This is a genomic window from Pseudarthrobacter leeuwenhoeki (assembly GCF_055412885.1).
In genome coordinates, this window is record NZ_JBVAYY010000003.1 from 169,305 (window position 1) to 189,505 (window position 20,201).

Below are 20,201 nucleotides of genomic sequence, written 5' to 3' on the forward strand. Positions count from 1 at the left end.
CCCCAGGACAACAGATGCGGCCCCACTCCGCTTCTGCAGATTGCCCGGGTGACGCTGCGCGTTGAGTCGGATCCTGGACTACTTGATTCGGGCGTCTTGACGTGTGAGTACAGCTAAGTAGACCGGGCCGGATATTGATCAAGGATTCGAGTACGGCTTACGGATCCCTAACTTAGCGGCATTCCATAGCTTTGAGTCAGTACCGGTCACGCTTCCTGACTGCGGCATGGGGCCGCAGCAGCTTGTTGTTCCGTGGCCGATTTCCGGATTTCTGAGCCGTATCTAGGCCGGGGAATAGAACGAAGGAAAGCTAGCCATGGACATTTTTGAGGCCCTTGAGTCAGAAGTCCGCTCGTACTGCCGCACCTGGGACACGATCTTCGACCGCGCGTCCGGCAGCACGCTCTACAGTGAGGACGGCAGGGATTATCTTGATTTCTTTTCCGGAGCCGGAGCTCTGAACTACGGTCACAACAATCCTGAGTTGCTTCGGCCGCTCGTCGAATATCTCCTCTCCGGATCAATCGTTCACTCCCTCGACATGAAAACAGTTGCCAAACGGCGCTTTCTGGAAACGTTCCACGAGCTGATTCTGAAGCCCCGGAACTATGACTATAAAGTCATGTTCCCCGGGCCCACGGGGACAAACTCAGTTGAAGCGGCTTTGAAGCTCGCTCGAAAAGTCACCGGCAGGCCCCATATCCTGAGCTTCACGAATGCATTCCACGGGATGACTCTTGGATCCCTTGCAGTGACAGGCAATTCCATGAAGCGGGCGGGCGCCGGGGTTCCGCTGACGAACGCATCCAGCATGCCCTATGACGGATTCCTTGACGGCCAGACGGCGGACTTCCTGTGGCTCCGCCACGCCCTGGAGGACAGCGGATCAGGCGTCGACAAACCCGCCGCCGTCATCGTGGAAACCGTACAGGGGGAGGGCGGGCTCAGAGCGGCCCGTGCCTCCTGGCTCCGGGGCCTGGCGGAACTGTGCCGCCAGCACGGCATCCTGCTCATTGTCGACGACGTCCAGGCCGGATGCGGACGCACCGGCACGTTTTTCAGTTTTGAGGATGCCGGCATAACGCCCGACATCGTCTGCCTGTCGAAGTCCATTTCGGGCTTCGGGCTGCCATTGTCCCTGACGCTCTTCAAACCGGAGCATGACATCTGGAAGCCGGGCGAGCACAACGGAACCTTCCGCGGACACAACCCTGCGTTCGTCACGGGGACCGCCGCCCTGGAACGTTACTGGGGGGACCGGACCCTGGAAGCGAAAATCGAGGGACTTGCTTCGCAGCTGCACGAGGGGCTGACGCGCATCGCAGTGGGAACCGAAGGTGCCCACGTTCGGGGACGGGGCCTGCTCGCGGGAATCTACTACCCCGACCACCAAATGGCAGGGAAGATTGCGGCCGAAGCGTTCGCCCGCGGGCTGCTGGTGGAAACCTCCGGGCCCGAGGGCGAGGTCATCAAGACGATGCCTGCGTTGACCATCGACACCGAAGAGTTGTTGAGGGGACTCGACATTCTTGCCGAAGCCGCTGAATCTGTGACGGGCGGGAAGGTCGCGGTGACGTCCCTTGCCTAGCCATGTTGCAGAGGGAATGTAACAGCTACAACCGACCGATCAGATTTTAGGAACGGCACAATGAGCACCCAAGAAGCAGCGGCTAAGCAGGCTGGACTCAGCACAGCACCCGCCGCAGAGTTGCGGCATTCCTCAGCTCGCCCGACGACGGCACCGGGACGCCCCGGGGCAACGGCCGGCGTCACCGGCTGGACCGTTGGTCCTCAGCTCATGTTAGACGAATGGGACAAGACGATCCCCCTGGGGTGCGTCGTCGTACAGAAGTTCGGGGGTTCCTCGCTGGCGGATCCTGCCGGCATTCTCCGGGCTGCCCAGAGAATTGCCAGAACCCGGGAGCAGGGATACCAAGTCGTGGCAGTGGTATCCGCCATGGGGGACACCACCGATGAGTTGGGCGACCTCGCTGCCGGAGTTTCCGCTCGGCCGCGTCCCAGCGACCTCGATGCCCTGCTGAGCACCGGCGAACTTGTGTCGTCGGCCCTGCTTGCCATCGCGTTGGCAGATCTTGGTCAGGCCCCCGTCACCTTTACGGGCAGCATGGCAGGCGTTATCACTGACAGCGTTCACGGCAAAGCGCAGATAACTGACGTGAGACCTGACCGCCTCCGCACCAGCCTGGCCCGCGGGGAAGTGCCGATCGTTGCTGGATTCCAGGGCCGAACGAAAAAAGGGAAAAAGGTCACCACTCTCGGCCGGGGTGGTTCGGATTTGACCGCCGTAGCGCTGGCCGCAGCGCTGGGTGCCGGGATCTGCGAGATTTACACGGATGTCGACGGCGTCTACACCGCGGACCCGCGCATTGTTCCGAATGCCCGCAAGATCGGTGTGCTCTCAAGCGAGATAATGCTTGAGTTCGCGGCCTCCGGCTGCAAGGTTCTGCACCTGAGGTGTGTGGAATACGCCCGCCGGTTCGGTATTCCCATCCACGTACGATCCTCGTTTGTGCCGGCGCCGGGAACGCTGATCCTGCCCGGCCTTGACCGCCGCCCTTTCCGCAGGCCGGTGAGGGAGCAATCCGTCGTGACCGGAGTTGGCCGAGTCAATTCCGCGGCGCAAGTCATCGTTGTCGGAGTTCCGGACGAACCGGACAGCATGGCGCGGCTGTTCCAGGTGCTCTCGCGTTCAGGGGTGAATGTCCAGACAATCGTGCAAAGCGCGGCACACTCAGGTTCCAGGCGTTCCGACGTTGCCTTGATAGTCCCGGCGATTGACGCCTCTCCCGCCCTCGCCGTGCTCGGTGCTGCCCAAGGAACCATAGGCTTCGAGGGACTGCAGCACCGGGGTGAAGTGGGCAGGGTGTCAGTCACGGGCGTGGGTATGCGGTCCTCGCCGGACGTCGTCTGCACCTTCCTGTGGACCCTGTCGGAAGCGGGTATCGACGTCGATCTCGTCGAAATATCGGAGACCTATATAGCGGCCATCACCGGCGCCGAGTGCCTTGGTGACGCTGAGCGCGCCGTCCGGCTGGCGTTTGGCGTAGCCCCGGTGACGGAGCAGACGGCACCGCCGGGCCCACCGTCGGCCCCCGACCGGTCCTTGGACGGCGATATCCGCTGGGGCTATGACCTCCGGGGTTGGGCGGCCAGCCCGGCATTGCGGGGGCCGCTGACAGCACGGCAGATCATCCGGTGAACGGCGCAGCCGTCAGGTCTGAGTTTCAGAGCGAACCAGCAATTTGTCCGCGACACGACGCTCCATGTGTGAAAGAGGCAATCCATGAGTAAAAAGGTGAAGGTCCAGAGTGACGTCACCGCCCCCGCTGAGCTGCGGGGCAAGATCTTCACTGATGGCGGTGCGGTGGAGGGAACGGTCCTGACGTCGGCCGCTCCGGACCAGTCCGCCCGCTGGCAAACGGGGGAGAGGCTGGGCCAGCTGTTCGAGGATCGCTGCGACCGGTTGCGTGATGAAGGACTGGGTGCCCAGATTGCCGTGGACGCGGGGGACGTGGTCTTGAGCTACCTGGAGCTGGACGAACGGGCGAATCAGCTTGCCCGCCACCTCCTGGCCTGTGGAGCCCGGCCCGGGGACCGTATCGCGCTGCTGTTCGACGAGCCGTGGCGCGCCTACGTGGCCATGCTGGCGGCGCTGAAGATCCACGCGGCCTATGTGCCCTTGGACCCGGGGTTCCCCCCTGACCGCCTCAAGTACATTGTTGAGGACGCTGATGTGGCCCTGGTTCTGTCCCTGTCGCATCTCAAGGACCTGCTGCCTGAAGTCGCCGCCCAGACGGTGTGCCTGGACCATGTGCAGGCGCACGTCGACGTGGAAGACTCCTCCCGGCTGAACGGGGTGGAGATGGGCGGGGAAAAAGATGAACTGGCTTACATTATCTACACCTCGGGTTCGACCGGACGGCCGAAGGGCGTGGCGGTGGAGCAGGCCAGCATCTGCAATTTCGTCCGTGTGGCGTCCGCGCATTACGGCATCGAGTCCACGGACCGGGTCTACCAGGGAATGACGATCGCCTTTGATTTTTCGGTGGAGGAAATCTGGGTTTCCTGGATGGCAGGGGCCACCCTGGTACCCAAGCCGGGCGGACCGAACCTGCTGGGGGCCGAGCTGGCCGAATTCCTGGGGGAGAAGAGCATCACAGCCATGTGCTGTGTTCCGACCCTCCTGGCGACCCTTGACGAGGACCTGCCCGGCCTGCGGTTCCTGCTGGTCTCCGGTGAGGCGTGCCCCCGGGATCTCGTCACCCGCTGGCACCGCCCCGGCCGCCGCTTCCTGAATGTCTACGGGCCTACCGAGGCGACGGTGACTGCCACGTGGGCTCTCCTTGACCCCGACAGGCCGGTGTCGCTGGGGGTACCCCTGCCCACCTACTCGGCTGTCATCCTGGACCCTCACGAATCCCGGGCATTGCCGGCCGGTGAATCGGGGGAAATCGGACTTGCCGGGGTGGGCCTGGCACGTGGCTACGTCAACCGGCCGGACCTGACCGAGCGGGCGTTCATTCCGGATTTCCTCGGGATCGGGAACAATCCCTCCGGCCGGATTTACCGCACCGGGGACCTGGGCCGGATAAACGTCGCGGGGGAAATTGAATACTTTGGGCGGATCGACACACAGGTCAAAATACGCGGGTACCGCATCGAGCTGTCGGAAATCGACTCATTCCTGCTGCAGCTTCCGGGGATCGCCCAGGCCGTGGTTGAGACCTTTGAACCGGAGGGCGGATCGGTTGAGCTCGCCGCCTACTACACCCTCCGCCAGGACGTCTCAAGCATCGATGCCCGTGACATCCGGCAGATGCTGCGCACCAGGCTTCCCGGCTACATGGTTCCCGGCTATTTTGAACAGCTGGAGTCCATGCCCATGATGGCCAGCGGCAAGGTGGACCGGAAGCGTCTGCCCCAACCGACGCACCGGCTCAGCCTGGCAGGCGACGGGTCCTACACTGCCCCGGTCACGGAGTCCGAGCAGGCACTGGCGGAACAGCTTGGTGCCGTGCTGGGCCTGGAGAAGGTGTCGACGGACGCGCATTTCTTCAACGACCTGGGCGCCGACTCCTTGCTCATGGCGCACTTCTGCGCCCGTGTCAGAAAAGCCACGGAACTGCCGCACGCGGCAATGCAGGACATCTATCAGCACCCAACGGTGCGGCAGCTGGCCGAGTGCCTCCAGAGAAGGAACATCGAAGCTGAATTGATCCAGGCCGCGCCGGCCGTTGACCTGGCACCCCCGGCAACGTTGCCCCGCGCCAGCTCCTTCCAATACTTCCTCTGCGGGGCCATCCAGCTGTTGGTCTTCCTGGGCTACACCATGTACGCCGCCTGGCTGTTAGTCTTCGGTTTCGAATGGGTGTCCGGGGGAACCACGCCGCTTGAGATGTGGGTGCGATCCGTGGGCTTCGGGATCGCCACTTTCCTGATCCTGTCCCTCACGCCGATCCTCGTGAAATGGGTTCTCGTGGGGAGGTGGAAGCCCGGGCTGATTCCCATCTGGAGCATGGCCTATATCCGGTTCTGGGTCGTCAGGACCCTGACCCGGGCCAACCCGCTGGCACTGTTCGCAGGCTCACCGATCTACGTGCTGTACCTGCGGCTCCTCGGGGCAAAAATCGGCAAGGGTGTGGTCATCTTCTCCCGGACGGTGCCGGCGTGCACAGATCTCCTGACCATCGGCGACAACACCGTCATCCACAAAAACTCCTTCTTCCTCTGCTACCGGGCACGCCCGGGCGTCCTCGAAAAGGGCCCGGTGACTTTCGGCAGGAACGTGCTGGTCTCGGAGAAGACCACTTTCGACATCGGCACCGCGATGGGGGATGACAGCCAGTTGGGGCATGCCTCGGCCCTTCAAACAGGGCAGGCAGTGCCCGCCGGACAAAGCTGGCATGGCTCCCCCGCCGAACGCACCACCACCGCCTACCGGCGGGTTCCCGCCGCGGACTGCAGCACCCGCCGGCGGGTCATCTTCAGCCTGCTCCAGCTGTTCAACCGCCTTGTCCTCGTCCTCCCGGCCGGTGTCCTCGGGCTGGCCGCCCTGCTGCCGTCCTACCTGGACACCAAACACCTGCAGCTGGGCGCCGCCGGGTTCTTTGTGGAAACAGCGGCCGTGACGATGCTTCTCTTCATCGGCGGACTGATCGGCGGGGGCATCTTTGTCCTTACCGTTCCGCGGCTGCTGAACCTCGTCCTTACGCCCGACAAGGTCTATCCGCTGTACGGGGTGCACTATTCACTGCAGCGGATGATGGCGGGGATCTCCAACGCCGGCATCTACAAAAACCTCTTCGGCGACAGCTCCTATATTGTGCACTACCTGCAAGCCCTGGGCTATGACCTGGGCAAAGTGGTGCAGACCGGATCGAACTTCGGCCCGGCCGTTGGCCACGAGTCGCCGTTCCTGAGCAGCATAGGATCGGGAACCATGGCCTCGGACGGCCTGAACATGATGAACGCCGACTTCACGAACACCTCATTCCGGCTCTCACGTGTCAGCGTCGCCGGCCGCAACTTCCTGGGCAACGACATCACCTTCCCGATTGGAGCCCGCGTGGGGGAGAACTGCCTGCTGGGCACCAAGGTGATGGTTCCGATCGACGGTCCCACCCGATCAGACGTAGGCCTGCTGGGATCACCCCCGTTCGAAATTCCCCGGTCAGTGCAGCGCGATGCCCAGTTCGATGAAAGCAAGCTGGAGGAGGCGAAGGACCGGCTCCTCCCGGCCAAGAACCGGTACAACATCCGGAGCATGGCGCTTTTCCTGGCCTTCCGCTGGTTCCTGCTGTACACCGGGACACTCAGCGCCGCTATCGCCGTCTCGGCGCACGGCTACATCGGCGTCCTGGCGATTGCCGCTGCAATGCTCGGCTTCCTGCTCTTCAGCACCCTGGTCTCCATACTCGTGGAGCGCTCCGTCATGGGCTTCCGCCGCCTGAAGCCTGAATACTGTTCCATCTACGACCACTACTTCTGGCAGCACGAACGGCTCTGGAAGCTGCTGACAGCGGCGCCCTTCGGCGGGACACCGTTCAAGTCCATGTTCATGCGACTGCTGGGCATCAAGGTCGGCAAGCGGCTCTACGACGCGGGCTGCGCCATCCCGGAGAAAACCCTCGTGACGATCGGTGATGATTGTGCGCTCAACGAAGGAACTGTCATCCAGGGCCATTCCCTGGAAGACGGGACCTTCAAATCCGGCCGGATTGTTCTCGGCAACCGCTGCACCGTAGGAGTCGAAGCCTTCGTCCATTACGGCGTGACCATGGGCGACGGCTCGACCCTGGCAGCTGACGCGTTTCTGATGAAAGGCGAAGACGTCCCGGAAAACTCCACCTACGTCGGCAACCCGGCACGCGAGGTCAGCTCACCACGTGGCCAGCGCCCGGCCCCTGTCCCCAGCGGGCCCCGCCACCGGGCAGTGACGGCAGCCTCCAGAAGGCCCCTGGCACCGGCCGGGGCGGCCCCCAGCACCCACGCCCCACGCCGCCACAAGGCGGTCCGGGTCTGACGGGATGACGCGGACCAGCGACCCCTAACGCGAGCCCGAAGGGACCCGTGTGTCGTCGGAAACGTCGTCCGGAAAGTCATCGGGGACGGCCCCGGGGGCAGCCCGGCGGCCACGGGACCGGGCCCCGGCGGAACCGGCGCCTGCACCCGCTCCGTCATCCGGAAGGGAACCGGCACCGGGCCCGGCTTTGGCCAGGGCCTTCCGCTCACGCCGGCCCTCCACGAGGCGGTAGAGCACGGGCACCAGGACCAGGGTGAGCGCGGTGGAGGAGATCAGGCCGCCGACCACCACGATGGCGAGCGGTTGCGAGATGAAGCCCCCGCCGCCGGTCAGGCCCAGGGCCATCGGCGTCAGCGCGAAGACGGTGGCCAGCGCCGTCATCAGGATCGGCCGGAGTCGCTGGCGGGCGCCGTGGGTGATTGCGTCCGCCACGTTCATCCCGGGTTCGCCGTTCCGGGGCTCGCGGTACTGGTTGATGAGGTCGATCAGCACAATCGCGTTCGTCACCACGATGCCCACCAGCATCAGCATGCCAATCAGTGAGGGCAGGCCCAGCGGCACGCCGGTGATAAGAAGCAGCCCGATGGCACCGGTGGCCGCGAACGGCACCGAGACGAGCAGGATCAGCGGCTGGATCAGCGACTTGAACGCGGCCACCATGATCACATAGACAATCGCGATCGCGGCGAGCAGGGCAAGACCGAGCTGGCCGAAGGATTCGGCCTGCTGGGTCGTGGCGCCACCGATCTCTGCCGTGACTCCCGGCGGCAGTTGGACGGTGTCCAGCCGGGCCTGCACTTCGGTGCTCAGCGCGCCGAGGTTGGCACCCGACGGCGTGATGGACACGCGGGCGGTCCGCTGGCCGTTGCTGGCGGTGATGGAGACGGGGACGTCGGCCTGCTCCACGGAGGCGATGCTCACCAGCGGCACAGGGCCGGCCGGCGTCGGCAGCGGGGTCTGCCGGACGGCGTCGATGCTGGTGAAACGGGTGCCTTCGCCGATGCGGACCGGGTAGTCGTTCGTGTCGATGCGCACCGTTCCGGCCGGGATGGGGCTGATGGTGGAGGCGAGGACGCCGGCCACCTGTTCCTCGCTCAGGCCTGCGGCGACGGCTTTGGCCCGGTCCACTTTGACCTGCACCACCGGCTGGCTGGCGGCCAGGTTGGTGGCCACCTCGGAGGAGCCGGGGACACCGTCCATGGCTTTGACCATGTCATCGCTCGCGGTCCGGAGATCGGCGGTGGTGGCGGCTTTGAGGGTAATGTCCACGGTCGAGGACGTGCCGAAGCCGCCCTGCTGCGAGCCCACGGTGATCTTGCCGGCATCAGGGATCCTGGCGAGTTCGCTGCGGACGGTGTCCTTGAGTGTGCCCTGCTTCGCTTTTTCCTCCGTCACCACGGTGAAGCTGGAGTTCGAGGCCCCGGACGACAGGAGTGCGGAGAAGCCGGTCTGGGCGTTCCCGGTGGTGACCTGGACGTCCTTGACGCCGTCGATCTCCCGCAGCACCTCCTCAACCTTGACGGCCGAGGCGCTGGCCTCGGCCAGGCTGGTCCCGGCGGGGAGCGCCTGCCGGACGGTCATGCTGTTTTCGCCGGAGCTGCCCAGCAGGTCGGTGGCCAGCAGCGGGGTCATGGCCGCGGTGCCGGCGAGGACCAGCAGTGCCGCGAGCAGGGTCACAACCGGATGCTTCTGGGTTTTGGTCAGAACCGGGAGGTAACCGCGCTGCAGGACGGTGCGTTGCTCTGCCTCGTGGGCTTTCGCGGCAATCTCCCGGGCAGAGGCCTGCTGGGCCGGGGCTTCCCGGCCTGTGCCTGCCTTGTCGGCGGGGCTCCGCAGGAACCAGTACGCGAGCACCGGAACGATGGTCAGGGAGACAAGCAGCGAGGACAGCAGGGCGATGGTGACGGTCAGCGCGAACGGCCGGAACAGTTCGCCGGCCAGGCCGGCCACAAAGGCGATCGGCAGGAAGACCGCCACGGTGGTGAGGGTGGACGCGGTGATGGCGCCGGCGACTTCACGGATGGACGTCTGGATCGCCGTGATCTTCGCCTCGCCATAGCTCAGATGGCGGTTGATGTTCTCAATGACCACAATCGAGTCGTCCACGACGCGGCCGATCGCGATCGTAAGCGCGCCCAGGGTCAGGATGTTCAGCGAGTAGCCGGTGGCGGAAAGCCCAATGAACGTGATCAGCAGGGACAGCGGGATGGACACGGCCGTGACCAGGGTGGCGCGGACGGACATCAGGAACACCAGGATCACCCCGACGGCGAAGCCAAGGCCCAGCAGGCCCTCTGTGGTGAGGTCCTTGATGGACTTCTCGATGAACGGCGCCTGGTCGAAGATCGGTGTGAACCGGGCATTGGAGCCGAGCTCGGCCTCAAGCTCGGCGATGGAGTCCTTGACCGCGTGGGAGATGCCCACGGTGTCACCTTCGGGCTTCTTGGTGACAGAGAGGGCCAGGGTTTCCTGGCCGTTGGTCCGGGTGATCGAGGTGCGGGCGTCCTCGGTGATGCTGACGTCGGCCACGCTGCCGATGGTCGCAGAGTTTTTCGCGCCGCCCAGCGGCAGCGCCTTGATGGCATCGATCGAATCGACCGGGCTGCCGATCTGCAGCGACAGCGTCTTGCCCTGCTCCTCGATGGTGCCGGCCGGAACCAGTGCCCCGTTGTTCTTCAGTGCTTCGCTGATGGACTGAACGCTTGCGCCGGAGGCCGCCATAGCCTCGGGGCGGGGGAGGATCCTGATGTGCTGTGTGGCGCCGCCGGTCACCTCGGCGCCGCGGACGCCGTCGAGCTTTTGCAGGCGCGGGACCGTGAGCCGGGCCAGATCGGCGTTCAGTTCGCTGAGCGGCTTGTCCGAGGAGACGGCGAGGAACACAATCGGGAAATCGCTGATGCTGCCGGCGATCGCCTGGGGCTGGACGTCGTCCGGCAGCGACCGTTTGGCGTTGGAGATGGCACGGTCAATCTGGTTCCGGGCGCGGTCCAAATTCGAACCATAGGTGAACGCCAGGCTGATCTGGGAGACGCCGTTGCGCGAGGTGGACGACGTCGATTCCAGCCCTTCCACGCCCTTGAGCGCCGTCTCCAGCGGGCCGCTGATCTGCTTGTCCACGACCTCGGGGGAGGCGCCCGGCATCGACGTGAGGACCGTGATCTGCGGGAACTCGATGGACGGGATGAGCTCCTGCTTGAGCGAGGACATCGTGATCACGCCGAAGACCGACGCGAAGACGGTCACCAGCGCGATCAGGGCCCGGTTGGCCAGTGACAGCTTTGCGAGCCGGAACATCTCAAGGTCTCCTGATGGGTGGACGGACGTGCTTCCGAGGGATCATACCGGCCGCAACCCGGAGCGGGCGTCAGTTGTGCTCGGCGCTGACCGGTTCCAACTGCAGTGCCTTGGCCGTGTCGGCTTCGAGCTGGACGGCGAGGTCCGGGTTCTCGTTGAGCTTGACGCCATAACCGGGCATCATCTCCTTGAACCTGGGCTGCCAGCCCTTGAACTGCTTCGGGAAGGACTTCTGCAGCAGTTCAATCATGATCGGCACCGCCGTGGACGCACCGGGGGAGGCGCCGAGCAGGGCGCCGATGGTTCCGTCGCGGCTGGCGATGACTTCGGTGCCGAACTGCAACACCCCGCCCTTCTTCGGGTCCTTCTTGATGATCTGTACACGCTGGCCTGCGGCGATCAGTTCCCAGTCGCCATCCTGGGCGGCGGGGTAGTACTCGCGCAGGGCCTCGACCTTGGCGCCGTGGCGCTTGGCGACTTCCTTGACCAGGTAGGCGGTCAGGTCCATGTTGTCCTTGGCCACGGCCAGCATCGGGATGATGTTGGAGGGCCGGATGGACAGCGGCAGGTCCAGGTAGGAGCCGTTCTTCAGGAAGTTCGTGGAGAAGCCGGCGTACGGGCCGAACAGCAGGGACCGCTTGCCGTTCACGAAGCGGGTGTCCAGGTGGGGAACGGACATAGGCGGGGCGCCCACCGAGGCCTGGCCGTAGACCTTGGCGCTGTGCTGGACCGCGAGCGTCTCGTCGGTGCAGCGGAAGAACTGGCCGGAGACCGGGAAACCGCCGTAGCCCTTGCTTTCCGGAATCCCGGAGGCCTGCAGCAGGTGCAGGGCTCCGCCGCCGGCGCCCACGAAGACGAACTTCGCGTGGATGGAGCCGTGCTCGCCGGACTGGGGGTGCTTGAGCGAGAGGTCCCAGCCGCCGTCGGCCGCGCGTTTGATGCCGGCGACGTTGTGGCCGTAGTTGACCTCCACGCCGTTGTTCCCGAGGTAGGTGGTCAGCTCCTGGGTGAGGGCGCCGAAGTCGACGTCGGTGCCTTCCGCGGCGCGGGTGGCGGCGATCCGCTGCTTCGGGTCGCGGCCTTTGACGATCAGCGGGGCCCACTTGGCGATCTGGGCGTGGTCCTCGGAGTATTCCATCGAGCGGAACAGCGGGTTCGGCTTGAGCGCCTCGTAGCGGGTGCGGAGGAATTTGGTGTTGTCCTCGCCGATCACGAAGCTCATGTGCGGAACGGTGTTGATGAAGCCCTTGGGGGAGCCGATCATGCCGTTCGTCACGAGGTGGGACCAGAACTGGCGGGACAGCTGGTACTGCTCGTTGATGACGAGTGCCTTGGCGGGGCTAACCGAGCCGTCTTTGGCTGCGGGGGAGTAATTCAGCTCACACAGCGCGGCGTGTCCGGTGCCGGCATTGTTCCAGGGGCCGGAGCTCTCCAGGCCCGGCTCATCCAGCTTCTCGAACAGGGAAATCGTCCAGTTCGGCTCAAGCTGCTTCAGGAAAGCGCCAAGTGTGGCGCTCATGATGCCGCCGCCAATCAGGACGACGTCGGCATGTTGGGTCTTGGAAATGTAAGTCACAATCAGTCTCCGATAGCAGCGGGTCTGGTTGTCACAGAATATCCCGGGACCCGCCGCTTACTGAAATTGGTGTCGTCCGTCAAGGCTTTAGCTCCACCTTCGTGAAAACTTCATTCAGCACGGGCGACGCCGGGTACTTCAGCACACGCTCCGACAGGGCCAGGGCCGAGATCGGGAAGGCAATCGGCACAGCGGGGACCGTGGCGGCGATCTGTGCGTTGATGGTCTGGTATTGTTCCGTCCGCTCCTTGCCGTCCGGCAGGCCGCGGGCCCGGGCGATCTTGGAAAAGACCTGCGGGTCCTGGTAGCCGAACTCGCCGGTGTTCTCGCCGAAGAGCGGCCCGACGAAATTGTCCGGGTCGGAGTAGGAGCCGTTCCAGCCCAGCAGATGGAGGGCGTGGTCGCCGGGGGAGATGACCTGCTGGAGGTAGCCCTCGGACCACTCGACCGGCACCGGCTTGATGTTCAGCCCGACGGCGGTCAGCTGCTTGCTGATTTCCGCATAGACCTTCTCCGGCGTCGGGAGGTAGGGCCGGGTGACGTTGAGCGGATAGTAGAACTTCAGCTCCTCGCCCTGGTATCCGGCCTCGGCGAGCAGTTCCTTGGCCTTTGCCGGGTTGTGGCCCAAGGCCGGGGCATTGTTGTTGAAGCCGCTGAGCTTGGGCGGGACGAACTGTGTCGCCTGTGCGGTGTTGTCGATGAAGAACCTGCGGATCAGGGTGTCCTTGTCGACGGCCATTTCGATGGCCTGGCGGACCTTGAGGTTCTGCAGGATGGGCACGTCCTGGTTCATGCCCAGGTACATGACGGAGAAGGGATCACGCTGGATGATCTGCTTTCCGCGCTTCACGAGCTGGTCGAAGTTGCCAACGGTCACGGTGTCGTAGGCGTCGATCTTGCCGTCGAGCAGGGCCTGCATCCGGGTCTGGGTGTGATCGTAGGTGACGAAGTTGATCGTGCCGATCTGGCCCTTGTCCCCCCAGTAATCCTTGTTGCTGGCGAGCGTGATGCTGTCCGGGTCCCAGGAGCTGAAGACGTACGGGCCGGTTCCCACCGGGTGGAGCCCGTAGGCGGAGACGGGCTGGCCCTCGCGGCTCTGGTTCAGCTGGTCGGCGTTTTGGGACGCCAGGGCCTGGGGCGAGGAGATCGCGAAGGCGGGGAGCGTGAGGGCCTGCAGGAACCCGGTGAAGGGCTGGGTCAGTTCGATCCTCACATTGTCCGGGGCCAGAGCGGTGCAGCCCTTGTAGATGGAGAGCGACGCCTGATCGGCGTGGGCCTTGAAGACGCCCTTGAACGTCGTGCCCGGTGCCTGTTGCCGCAGCGTGTCGGGGAAGTTGAACCAGCGGTTGAAGTTGTTGCAGACGGCCGCGGCGTCGAAGGCGGTTCCGTCCTGGAAGCTCACCTGATCCCGGAGCTTGAAGGTGTAGGCGTGGCCATCCGCACTCGACGACCACTCGGTGGCCAGCAGCGGCGTGGGTTCTCCGGTGGTCTGGTCCACGCCGACGAGTCCTTCCAGGACCTGGCGGGTGATCCGGTAGGACTCGGTGTCGGAAACGAGGGCCGGGTCCAGCCCGAGGGGCTGGACGGCGGTGCCAAAGGTGAACACTGCGCCGGGGGCGGCGCCGGTGGTGCTGGCAGCGGCATCAGTGGAGCTGGCGGAGCCGGGGCCTGGCCCCGGGGTTCCGGTGCAGGCGGCGAGCGGCAGCAGCAGGAGCACAGCACCGAAACCGGCTGCGATGCGGCGCGCTGCACGGGCCCGCGCTTCGTTGGCCCGCGCTTCACTGGCATTGCTGGGGCGCGCGGTACGGCTGGACACTGTACTTTTGGGCACTCGGGTATCACCTCGTGGGACTGGATGGACCGCCGGCTGCGGAACAGGGCCATTGTAGTTGACCGGCCCGTACGCCCGCTGTGAGCCAGGCAGGGCCCAGGCCCTGCCCAGGGTTGTCCAGGCGGCTCGCCGGAGGGGAAAAAACGAAGGCCCGCACCACCGGTGCGGGCTTTCGATTCTCCTAGTTGGTCCAGTGAGTCAGGCTGGAACCGCAGCAGGAGCGTTTCGTGCTGCCTACTTGGGCATCAGGACGGAGTCGACCATGTAGACAGTGGCGTTGGCGGTCATAACGCCACCGCAGACGACGTTGGCGGCGTCGACCTTGAGGGCGTCCTTGGTGCCGGTGACCGTCACGGAACCACCCTGGACCGTGGCGTGCGTGCCGACGATCTTGTCAGGGCTGATCTTGCCGGGAACAACGTGGTAGGTCAGGATCTTGCTGAGCAGGGCATCGTCCGTCTTCAGCGTTTCGATCGTGGCGGCGTCGATCTTGGCGAAGGCGTCATCCGTCGGTGCGAAGACCGTGAACTCGCTCCCGTTCAGGGTGTCTACCAGGTCAACTTTGGGGTTGAGCTTGCCGGACACCGCTGCGGTCAGGGTGGTGAGGATCGGGTTGTTGGACGCCGCGACCGCTACCGGGTCGAGGGCCATTCCGGAGACGGAGCCGGCGCCACTGGGGACCTGGGCGGCGTAGCCTGCACAACCGGCGCCGACGAGGTTGGCTGCCGGGTCCATGGCAGCTGCCGAGCTGGTGGACGGCGACGGTGCCATGGACGATGCCATCGGGGTGGCGGCCGGAGCCGACGAGGCAGGTGCCGTGGTGGTGGCTCCGCCGCAGGCGGTGAGGCTGAGCATGGCTGCAGCGGCAATTCCTGCAACGGAAAGAGTCGTGCGCTTGATGGTCTGCATGTCAATTTCTCCTTTGTTGTGCCGATCGTTGCCAGCGGCGAATTGCTGCCGCTCTGGCCGTGTTCCGACTTGTTGGGCACCGACCCTTGGGTGGTGTCTCAATGGGTATTCGCGGGGTCCGGGGAAACGGATGGGTGCAGAATGGCGAATTCTCTTTGTGCGCATGATTCGGCACTGAACGGCCCGGATTTGGGGGCTTCCGCCACCAGGAAAGCGGCCCGGCCGGCCGGGGGCCGGGTGTGAACTAGACGCGGATTAGGCAGATTTACGCAAAAAGAGCCCCGGTCCGAAGACCGGGGCTCCTTGATGTGCGCAAGGGGGGACTTGAACCCCCACGCCCGAAGGCACAGGAACCTAAATCCTGCGTGTCTGCCAATTCCACCACTCGCGCGGGGCACCATCGCCGAACATGTCCAGGGACAGTTGCGGCGGATGCCAGCCTCCATTGTACATTTCGCACGACACGCCACGGCGCCTGGTCCCGCCGTGCATCGCCGGGCAGCGGCCGGCGGCGGGTGGGGCAGCCAGGGTCAGGCGCCTACGCGTCCACCTTGAGGTCACGGCGGAGCTTTGCGACATGCCCGGTGGCCCGGACGTTGTACTGCGCGACGGCGACGTGCCCGTCGGGGCCGACGACCACCGTGGACCGGATCAGTCCTTCATAGGTCTTGCCGTAGTTCTTCTTCTCGCCCCAGGCCCCGTAAGCCGCGGCGACGCTGTGGTCGGGGTCTGACAGCAGGGGGAAGGTGAGTCCTTCCGCGGCCGCGAATTTGGCGAGCTTGTCCACGGGGTCGGGGGAAATGCCTACGACCTCGTAGCCGGCCTGCTGCAGCGACGCCAGGGAATCCCGGAAATCGCAGGCCTGCGTCGTGCACCCCGGGGTGGAGGCAGCAGGGTAGAAGTAGACGACGGTGCTGCGGCCGCGGAAGTCTTCGAGGGAGACGTCCTGCCCTTCCGGGTTCTGCAGCGTGAATGCCGGCGCCGTATCGCCGGGGATGAGTCGTTCAGGCAAGTTGTGCTCCTTCTCGGGGGGGACCCCCGGGGACCCCCGGGGGTCCCCGGGTGGCTGGATACTAAGCTTAATGAGTGTTGGTGGCAGCGCCGAATCGTAGCTCGCTATACTCTTGGGTATGCCTGATATGGATCGCTGGCCCACTGGGCGCCTATTGTCCACGGCAGCACGCCTTGTTGAACACTCCTGGAACGAAAAATTGGGGGCCATTGGCCTGACCCATGCCGGGGTCATCGCCATGGAAGTGCTCTCCGCCAACGGACCCATGACCCAGGCACAGCTTGCCCAATTGGTGCGCGTGCAGGCGCAGACCATGGGAAAGACCCTAAGCCGGCTCGAAGCACACGGCCACATCTCCCGGCAGCGGAGCGCCTCGGACCGCCGCAGCCACGTCGTGTCCCTGACCGACCGGGGCCGGGAGGCAGTTGCCGAAGCCGCGGACATGGAACGCTCCGTGCTTGCTGCCGCCTCCATCGACCCCGATCTCTTGCGGCAGGAACTCCAGGCTGTTGTCAGGGAACTGGCAACCAGGATTTCCTCGACTGACGTCAAGACGATTGTCGCCGCCGGGGAACCGGGCCTGCCGGTCGAGGCCAACTAGGGCACGGATCCAGCCAACGCAAGACTTGCCCGGGTCTCCTCTTCTCCGAGCCCGGCAGGCCCGTGTCCTTCAGCGGACCGGGCGCGGCCTGCGCATAGGCTCAAGGGATGGATACGCGTCCGACTGTGCAGCTGGAAGGGCAGACCTCGATCAACGAGCTGCTTGACGAGCCCGTCGGGGTGTCGCCGGTGCAACTGACGCTGCCCATCCATTTCCAGCTGGCCGTTGCGGTCCGGCGTCAATCCTGAACGGTCGGGGCCGTCCGTAGGCGGGTGCTAGTCGTCGCCGCCTCCTCCTCCTCCTCCTGCACCGTCGCCTCCGGGGCTGTAGTCCCCGTCGCCAAAGTCATTGGCCTGTGACGCTGATGCCCGCCAGCACGCCCAAAACAACAAAATCAACCCGGGCGAGAATCACCCCGGGGCCTGGCGGCCAACCCGGCCATCATAAAAAATCCGGGCTAGTACTGCACGAAGCCGTTCTGGATGGCCTGCAGGTCAGTGGCCAGGGCCTCCATTCCGGAGGTCGGGGCGTCGCGTTCGTCGGAGGGTTCGCCGGACCATTTATGCCAGACCGTAGCGATGACCTCCGGGCTGATGGGCCCGCCGGCGGTTATCAGCGCGGCGAAGTCTTCCATCTCCGGGTCGTACTCGGTGTCCGGCGCCCCGAGGTCCAGGACGCCGGCCAGGTCGTGGGCGTTCAGGCGCTCGGTGATGGCATTTCGGAGGCGGGCGTATTCGGGAGTGACGGTGTCCATAGGTGACAGTCTAGGAGGATTCGAATCCGCACGTGCGAAAGACCACAGGTGCTTTGTGCGGGCAGACCTTAGCTCCTGCGATGGGCATCGAGGGAAGGCAAGCCAGGAGCCGGCGGCAACGCCCGGCCTTGGGAGCTCGCCAGGCGTGTGAAGAAGTCGCCGTCGGTAAGGGCGTTATGCGTGAATTTGGCGGCATAAAAAGACCCCGCCTTCGCCAGCCGCTAAGCCGGTGAAGACGGGGTTTCTTTGGTGGTGCACCCCCCGGGACTCGAACCCGGAACCCATTGATTAAGAGTCAATTGCTCTGCCAGTTGAGCTAGAGGTGCAACTGTTGTTTTCGTTTTCCGCGGTCTTTTTGTTCCCGCGTTGTTCTCCGCAACGACATGAAACTCTACACGACTTTGGGCGGAGTGTGAAATCGGCCCGGCGGGCGGCCCCGTAGCTACTCCGGCAGCTGCAAAACCAGCACAAAATCAGGGTTCTTGTTGTTGCTGAGCACCCACAGGCGGCCGTCCGGGGCCAGCGAAACGTTCCTGATTCTCCCGTACATCCGTGTGAAATAGCTCACGGGGTCTCCGGCGAATTCGCCGGCCAGGGGAACCGCCCACAACCTCTGGCCGCGAAGCGCGCCCAGGTAGGCCGTGTCTCCGACGATTTCCAGCCCGCTGGGGGAGGACTCCGCCGTTGATGGCCACACCACCTTCGCGTCGAGGAAGCCGGCGCGGCGCGGGGCGCCCGTGACCTCCGGCCAGCCGTAGTTGCCGCCGGGAACGATCAGGTTCAGCTCGTCGTCGACGTCGGGCCCGAATTCGCTCGCCCACAGCCGGCCGGCGTTGTCCCAGGCGAGCCCCTGGACGTTGCGGTGGCCCAGGCTGTAGACCGGGTTGTCCGGGAAAGGATTGCCCGGCGCAGGGCGTCCCTCCGGTGTGATGCGCAGGATCTTGCCGCCGAGGGCGTTTACGTCCTGGGGCTGCCCGCGGCGCTGCGAATCTCCGGTGCCGACATACAGGTGGCCGTCCGGTCCGAACCGGATCCGCCCGCCGTTGTGCGTGGCGGCCTTGGGGATTCCGGAGAAGATGACCTCCGACGGACCCAGCTCCAGCTTTCCGGCACGCTCCTCGAGGCGCAGCCGCACGATCCGGTTGTCACTCGCGGAGGTGAAGTAGGCGTAGAGGTACCGGTCCCTCGCGAAGTCCGGGGACAGCGCCAGCCCCAACAGCCCGCCCTCGCGTTCGGCGTCGACGTCGGGCACCTTCCCGATCGTGCCGGCCTTCTTGTTGCCTGAGCCGGGTGCGATGCTCCGGAGCCGGGCGGTCTCGCGTTCGGAGATGACGGCTGTGCCGTCGGGCAGGAAGACCGTGGACCACGGCACCTTCAGCTCGGCGTCGATCTTCTCGGCGACGGTCGGCTGGTTGACGCCGGGCGGGGTCCCGGCGGGGGAGGACCCGTCCGGGGCTGCGGACACGGTGCCGCCGCCGGCCGTGGGAGCGGGAGCGGTGGCGGCGGGTGCGGTGCTGCCGCCCGCGTCGCCCGTGGTGCATCCGCTCAGCAGAACTGCGGCGGCAACCGGAAGGCCCGCCCACCGTCCCGCCCTCGTCCTCAGCATCGGTGCCCCGGCTTCCGTTCCCGGGTTCCCAGCAGCCCTTTCACCGGGCTACTGCCGTGTCCGTCGCGGTGCCCGGAAACCCGCCGCCTCGGCGTGCGCCGCGGACAGGAACCAGACCTCGGCGCGGGTTTCCTCGAAGGCGGGGCTGGTCTCGTCGTGGTAGACCATCGAGGAAGCGTCGCCCTTGACCGTGAAGCCGTCGGGACCGCTGCCGTCCGGCGCCGGTGCTGCCGATCCCTCGCCATACGGCTGGTCGACGGCGAGGTGGCCGGCGGGCTGGCCAGTGGGTTGGCCAGTGGGTTCGGCGGTGTGGCCTACTGCCGTTTCGGACGCAGCCGAGGACATAACCGTCTGCCGGGTCTCGGCCCCGGCAGGGCTGGCCTCCGCCGGCGCCTGAGCCGTTGCCGGCACGGCAGTCGGGCCAGTTTCGGCCTTAGCGTCGGGGGCAGCCTCGGTGTCGATTTCGCTCTCAGCCGCAGCGGACTCGGCGCCGGGGAGGGTGGGGGCATGGGGCTCGGTATATTCAGGGTGGTGCACAGGGGCGCTTGTAGCCGCCGCCACGCCGGGCGCGGCGGCCATCGTGTGGTCGTCATGGCTGCCGGCGCCCGGTTTCTGATGGAGCGCGGCATGCGGCTCGGCCGGGGGTGTCTCGGACCATTGGGTTTCCCATTCCGGACCCGCCCCTGCCGGGGCCGCCTCAACGGCCGGACCCGCCCCTGCCGGGGCCGCCTCAACGGCCGGTTTGGCTGACGCTCCGGCCGCGGTCGCGGTGGGTGCGGGCTCAACTTCGGGCTCGGCCTGGTTGAAACCGGCAGCAGCGGGCATCCCGGCAGGGCCGGCTGCCGGCGCCGAAGGGGCTGGCCCGCCGCCGGAAAGGGCGCCGCGGTGGGTGGCATCGCGGTCGACGTCGTGCAGGTGGGGAGGGGTGGAATCGTGGGTGGCGGCGGTCCCGGTGCCGGCGGAGCCGGAGCTGCTGCGGGAGCTGTTGCGGTTAAGCAGCCACCAGACGACGGCGACAATCGCCACGATGACAACGAGCCAGATGATCCAATCCATAGCAGAGCCTTTCTGTCCA

The 20,201-nt window shown here is 65.6% G+C and carries 13 protein-coding genes and 2 tRNA genes; 5 read left to right on the top strand and 10 right to left on the bottom strand.

Translation table 11 applies throughout. The features are described 5' to 3' along the window. Positions 1-316: 316 nt before the first annotated feature. The 3 genes from ectB to ACZYX4_RS03870 all read left to right on the top strand — a co-directional run bounded on the left by ectB (position 317) and on the right by ACZYX4_RS03870 (position 7,543). On the top strand, positions 317-1,588 hold the full coding sequence (ectB, locus tag ACZYX4_RS03860; RefSeq protein WP_463873813.1) for a diaminobutyrate--2-oxoglutarate transaminase: 1,272 nt from the start codon (positions 317-319) through the stop codon (positions 1,586-1,588). A 60-nt stretch (positions 1,589-1,648) separates the two neighbouring features. Beyond that, a complete protein-coding gene (locus ACZYX4_RS03865) occupies positions 1,649-3,220 on the top strand; it encodes an aspartate kinase (RefSeq protein ID WP_463873815.1) in 1,572 nt (523 codons plus the stop codon). Between the two features lie 84 nt (positions 3,221-3,304). Continuing rightward, positions 3,305-7,543 carry a Pls/PosA family non-ribosomal peptide synthetase gene (locus ACZYX4_RS03870; protein ID WP_463873817.1) on the top strand — a complete coding sequence of 1,413 codons (4,239 nt, stop codon included), beginning with the start codon at positions 3,305-3,307 and terminating at the stop codon, positions 7,541-7,543. Positions 7,544-7,567: 24 nt separating this feature from the next. Here the strand turns inward: ACZYX4_RS03870 and ACZYX4_RS03875 are convergent, their stop codons facing one another. From ACZYX4_RS03875 to bcp, 6 genes are all read right to left on the bottom strand, one after another. Further along, a complete protein-coding gene (locus ACZYX4_RS03875; protein ID WP_463873819.1) occupies positions 7,568-10,837 on the bottom strand; it encodes an efflux RND transporter permease subunit in 3,270 nt (1,089 codons plus the stop codon). A gap of 70 nt (positions 10,838-10,907) precedes the next feature. Next, entirely contained in the window at positions 10,908-12,413 is a 1,506-nt protein-coding gene (locus ACZYX4_RS03880; protein WP_463873821.1) for a malate:quinone oxidoreductase, read from the bottom strand. Between the two features lie 79 nt (positions 12,414-12,492). Then, a complete protein-coding gene (locus tag ACZYX4_RS03885) occupies positions 12,493-14,130 on the bottom strand; it encodes an ABC transporter substrate-binding protein (protein ID WP_463873956.1) in 1,638 nt (545 codons plus the stop codon). A 348-nt stretch (positions 14,131-14,478) separates the two neighbouring features. Then, positions 14,479-15,153 carry a fasciclin domain-containing protein gene (locus ACZYX4_RS03890; protein WP_463873823.1) on the bottom strand — a complete coding sequence of 225 codons (675 nt, stop codon included), beginning with the start codon at positions 15,151-15,153 and terminating at the stop codon, positions 14,479-14,481. A gap of 309 nt (positions 15,154-15,462) precedes the next feature. Then, positions 15,463-15,544, bottom strand: a tRNA-Leu gene (locus tag ACZYX4_RS03895). 147 nt (positions 15,545-15,691) lie between these two features. After that, positions 15,692-16,165 carry a thioredoxin-dependent thiol peroxidase gene (gene bcp / locus ACZYX4_RS03900; RefSeq protein WP_463873825.1) on the bottom strand — a complete coding sequence of 158 codons (474 nt, stop codon included), beginning with the start codon at positions 16,163-16,165 and terminating at the stop codon, positions 15,692-15,694. Positions 16,166-16,292: 127 nt separating this feature from the next. Between bcp and ACZYX4_RS03905 the strand changes: the two genes are divergently transcribed. Together ACZYX4_RS03905 and ACZYX4_RS03910 are read left to right on the top strand one after the other, a co-directional pair. After that, positions 16,293-16,766: a MarR family winged helix-turn-helix transcriptional regulator gene (locus ACZYX4_RS03905; RefSeq protein WP_463873957.1), complete on the top strand. Its 474-nt coding sequence runs from the start codon at positions 16,293-16,295 to the stop codon at positions 16,764-16,766. Positions 16,767-16,873: 107 nt separating this feature from the next. After that, entirely contained in the window at positions 16,874-17,014 is a 141-nt protein-coding gene (locus tag ACZYX4_RS03910) for a hypothetical protein (RefSeq protein ID WP_463873827.1), read from the top strand. 209 nt (positions 17,015-17,223) lie between these two features. Here the strand turns inward: ACZYX4_RS03910 and ACZYX4_RS03915 are convergent, their stop codons facing one another. The 4 genes from ACZYX4_RS03915 to ACZYX4_RS03930 form a co-directional block, all read right to left on the bottom strand. Then, positions 17,224-17,520: a hypothetical protein gene (locus tag ACZYX4_RS03915; RefSeq protein WP_463873830.1), complete on the bottom strand. Its 297-nt coding sequence runs from the start codon at positions 17,518-17,520 to the stop codon at positions 17,224-17,226. Positions 17,521-17,770: 250 nt separating this feature from the next. Beyond that, positions 17,771-17,846 (bottom strand) — tRNA-Lys (locus tag ACZYX4_RS03920). Positions 17,847-17,962: 116 nt separating this feature from the next. Further along, a complete protein-coding gene (locus ACZYX4_RS03925; RefSeq protein WP_463873833.1) occupies positions 17,963-19,126 on the bottom strand; it encodes a PQQ-dependent sugar dehydrogenase in 1,164 nt (387 codons plus the stop codon). Between the two features lie 48 nt (positions 19,127-19,174). After that, entirely contained in the window at positions 19,175-20,182 is a 1,008-nt protein-coding gene (locus tag ACZYX4_RS03930; protein ID WP_463873836.1) for a sunset domain-containing protein, read from the bottom strand. Between the last annotated feature and the right edge of the window lie 19 nt (positions 20,183-20,201).